This window comes from Streptomyces sp. NPDC006510, from assembly GCF_040611955.1.
GTDB lineage: Bacteria > Actinomycetota > Actinomycetes > Streptomycetales > Streptomycetaceae > Streptomyces.
In genome coordinates this window covers 1-3,880 of sequence record NZ_JBEXPH010000371.1, presented here as the reverse complement: position 1 = coordinate 3,880, position 3,880 = coordinate 1, and the positions used below count along the sequence as shown (strand labels likewise).

Genomic DNA, 3,880 nt, shown 5'->3' with positions numbered 1-3,880 from the left:
GCCTGCAGGAAAGTGCCCAGTGATGAACAATCTCCACCGCGAACTCGCCCCGGTCACGGAAGCCGCCTGGGACCAGATCGAAGAAGAGGCCCGGCCCGCGGTGCCGCCCGCGACCGATACGGCGTCCACTCCGAGCGCCGCGAGCTGTTCAGCTGACCGGGCGCTCCGACTGCCGCTCGCGCAGATCACGTACACCGGCCTGTCGCCGGGCAGCCCGCCGAGAGCCGCGCCGAACGCCGACAGCGGAGTGCTGAGCGCTCCCGGCACGTGGCCGACCGCGTACTCGTCGGACTCACGGACGTCGATGACGAACGCGCCGTGGGCGAGCTCGGCCGCGAAGACGTCCAGATCTACTTCACGCATCGAGGCATCCCTTGGTTTCGATACCCCCCTGGGTATTTACGTACTCGACCGTAAGTCGACTCCACGGAGAAGTCAAATACCCCCCTGGGTATCGTGAGTCATGGCGCGGTGCGTGTCTCAGACTCCATCCCATATACCCGGTGGGGTATTCTGAACTGCCGATACGTGCTTCCCCGCAGATCAGGACCGCCTGGGACGCCGCGCTGGGGCGCAGAGCACGAGCGCCCCGTACAGGGCATGCGGCAGGTGCACGCGGATCGCGGCCGCCCGACACCGCACCGGCGCCCACCTGCCTGCCACCACCTCGCCAGAGCTCAAAGGAGATCCGCTCGTGATCGCCACGCCTACGGTCATCACGCCGACCGACGCCGGGCATCCGGTCCGCCTCGGCCTACGGGAGAACCGGCTCCAGTTCTCCCTGCTCGTCGTCGTCAACATCGCGGTAGGCGGCCTGGTGGGCCTGGAGCGGACCACCCTGCCGCTCATCGGCAGCGACACCTTCGGTCTCACAAGCGACCTGGCCGTCTTCTCCTTCATCATTGCCTTCGGCCTCACCAAGGCCCTCACCAACCTCGCCGCGGGCGCGCTCACGGCGCGCTTCCGCCGCAAGCAACTGCTCGTCGCCGGCTGGCTCATCGGCATCCCCGTGCCCTTTGCCCTCGCCTGGGCACCCTCCTGGGGCTGGATCGTCGCCGCGAACGTCCTACTCGGCCTCAACCAGGGCCTGACCTGGTCCATGACCGTCAACATGAAGATCGACCTCGTCGGCCCCTCCCGACGAGGGCTCGCGACCGGGCTGAACGAGGCCGCCGGATACACCGCGGTCGGTGTCACCGCCCTGCTCACCGGCTACCTCGCCACCAACTACGGCCTGCGCCCCGTCCCCGAGCTCATCGGCGTCGTCTTCGTCGTCGCCGGTCTCGCCCTGACCCTCGTGGTCCGGGACACCGCCGCACATGTGGCACTCGAACTCGCTCACCACACCAAGCCCCTGCCCACCGGCGAGAACACCGGCCTGAAGGCCGTGTTCGCCCGTACCTCCTGGCGAGACCGCTCCCTACGCGGCGCCAGCCAGGCCGGCCTCGTCAACAACCTCAACGACGGCCTGACCTGGGGCGTCTTCCCCCTCCTGTTCACCGACCACGGCCTCGGGCTCGTCGCCGTCGGCCTCATCAAGGGCCTCTACCCGATCCTCTGGGGCATCGGCCAGATCCCCACCGGCCACCTCGCCGACCACATCGGCCGCAAACCCCTCATCGTCACCGGCATGCTCGTCCAATCCACCGGCTTCATCCTCGCCCTCGCCCTGCTGGACACCCCCCTGCTCGCGGGCATCCTGTCCGCCGTCGCCCTCGGCCTGGGTACCGCCATGGTCTACCCGGCTCTGATCGCCTCCGTCTCCGACCACGCCCACCCTGCCTGGCGCGCCAACGCCCTGGGCACGTACCGCTTCTGGCGCGACATCGGCTACGCAGCCGGGGCCCTCGTCGCCGGAATCCTCGCCGACGCCCTCGGCCTCCACGCCACCGTCATCGCCGGCGCCACCCTCACCGCAGCTTCCGGTCTCCTCGCCGCTCGCTGGATCACCGACCACGCGGGCCAACCGGCAGCCCTGGTGCGAACGCCGCCAGCAGCGATGGGTGACCTGCAGCGGCTGCGGCCATGAGGCGTTGACGACCGCTGAGCGTCCCGGTGTCGCCTTGGCCTGGGTCTCCCGAGCAAAGGCCCGGGACCTGCTGGAACGCATAGGCCGCGACGAAGCACCGCCATGCCCACGGCCTCACCTACGGCACTGTCCGCTGAACCGGCCCGCAGGGAACCATCGACAGCGAAAAGCCCTGGACCGGCGCACGCCGCCTCCTCAAAGACAACACACTGATGTGAGCCAGCGAGGACGGTCATGACCAAGGCATTCCGAGGGCCCCAATACCCGACTCCGCCGCCATCGGTCCACCTCGCCGGGAGCATCGAGGCCCACCGAGCGTTCATCGCCCGCCGCAGGGCGACCCGCCCCAGCGAGGAGTACCGGATCCCGCCCCTGGAGGAGTGGGACGCTTTCCTCGCCCACTTCGAGAAACGGAAAGTATCCATCGGCACCCGCGCACACGCCTTCGGAATTCCTTGCATCCATGAGCACGCTTGTGTTTCCCCTCTTTCGGCCACATCGGAGCTCGAACGGGCGGTGAGTCCTGATCACGAGTCGATGCCTGAAACTGACGGTCCCCCGTCCGGCAGGGTGGATGCGGTCATGTCCTCGGCCAGACAGGGCCCCTGCCTAGGCTTTGCGGGCGAGCAGTTGAATCTCCTGAAACTGCCGTCGGTCGGTGGGCTGAGGCTCGCGAACCATCCGGGCCACCTCGGCCAACCCTGACTTGCGCAGCAGCTCGGCGAGGTGATCAGGCGACCACCGATAGGCCGGCGCGACTGCGTGATCGAAGACCTGCGTCGGGTGAGACGGATCATCGCTTGCCGAAAAGCCGACCAGGAGGTGGCCGCCAGGTGCCAGCACACGGTGGAACTCCGCCAGGATGCCGGGCAGTTCTTGCGGCGGAGTGTGGATGATGGACCAACGTGACAGTACGCCGCCCAGCACGCCGTCAGCGATGTTCAGCGCGGCCATCGAGCCCACGTCGAACCGCAGACCCGGATAGGCCTGCCGAGCCAACTTGATCATCGCAGGAGAGGCATCAACACCAAACGCCGACAGCCCCAACTCGTCCAGATATGCAGTGATATGGCCAGGCCCACACCCCAGATCCGCGACCTGACCATCCCCACTCGCGCTTACGGCCTCGGCGAAGGCACCCAAGATCGCGCGGTCCAGGGGCCTGTCACGCAGCTCGTCGCGGAACAGCTGCGCATAGGTGGGGGCAACAGCGTCATAGGCCTCGCGGGAGGCACTGAAGGCATCGTGTTCGACCATGCCCGCGACAGTAGCTCCTGACGCTGAGACGAGCCGAGAGAATCACGATCTCCCCTTCCGCCCGTTCGCCTGGCTGTTGCTAATGTGATGCGCCGCAAATCATGAGGGTAACTATTCCTTTGATGGCTGGCTGGGTTGATTTTGGTGAGGTAGTCGGCGAGGGATTTGAGGATCTCGTCGGCGGTCTTGGTCCAGATGAAGGGCCTGGGGTTTTCGTTCCATCCGTCGATCCAGGCCCTGATGTCTTGCTCCAGGGCCTTCACTGAGAAGCCGTATCTCAACCGATCATGGAACGTGCGGGTCGAACAGGTTTCCCGCCGGGGTGATCTTCCCGTTGTGCGCGCATGAAGACAGGGCCTCTCGGTAGCTCGGGGATGCGAATCTGACCGAGCAGTGCCGGGAGGCCCTGGTGTCGTTGTTGTACGCGTCCGAACCTGTTCAGTTCAACTCGGCTGCTCCATCGTGTGATTGCCTCGCGCATGTCTACGGCAACGCAGCAGATCATCCGGACCGGGAACGCCGGTATCCCTCCGACATGACGGACGGGGAATGGGCGGCCGTCCGGCCTTTGCTGCCGGTGCCGGCCTGGCTGAA

The 3,880-nt window shown here is 66.8% G+C and carries 2 protein-coding genes and 4 pseudogenes; 3 read left to right on the top strand and 3 right to left on the bottom strand.

Translation table 11 applies throughout. The features are described 5' to 3' along the window. Positions 1-22: 22 nt before the first annotated feature. Positions 23-94 (top strand): annotated as a pseudogene (locus ABZY11_RS43450) (encapsulin); the annotation flags it as partial. Positions 95-111: 17 nt separating this feature from the next. Here the strand turns inward: ABZY11_RS43450 and ABZY11_RS43445 are convergent. Continuing rightward, positions 112-363, bottom strand: a pseudogene (locus ABZY11_RS43445) (rhodanese-like domain-containing protein); the annotation flags it as partial. Between the two features lie 331 nt (positions 364-694). Between ABZY11_RS43445 and ABZY11_RS43440 the strand changes: the two are divergent. Continuing rightward, positions 695-2,029, top strand: coding sequence for an MFS transporter (locus ABZY11_RS43440; protein ID WP_356484463.1), 1,335 nt, complete (start codon positions 695-697; stop codon positions 2,027-2,029). Between the two features lie 609 nt (positions 2,030-2,638). On the opposite strand, the gene ABZY11_RS43435 is transcribed toward ABZY11_RS43440, so the two are convergent. Continuing rightward, entirely contained in the window at positions 2,639-3,286 is a 648-nt protein-coding gene (locus ABZY11_RS43435) for a class I SAM-dependent methyltransferase (protein ID WP_356484462.1), read from the bottom strand. A 137-nt stretch (positions 3,287-3,423) separates the two neighbouring features. Next, positions 3,424-3,552, bottom strand: a pseudogene (locus tag ABZY11_RS43430) (IS630 family transposase); the annotation flags it as partial. A 143-nt stretch (positions 3,553-3,695) separates the two neighbouring features. Between ABZY11_RS43430 and ABZY11_RS43425 the strand changes: the two are divergent. After that, positions 3,696-3,880 (top strand): annotated as a pseudogene (locus ABZY11_RS43425) (IS5/IS1182 family transposase); the annotation flags it as partial.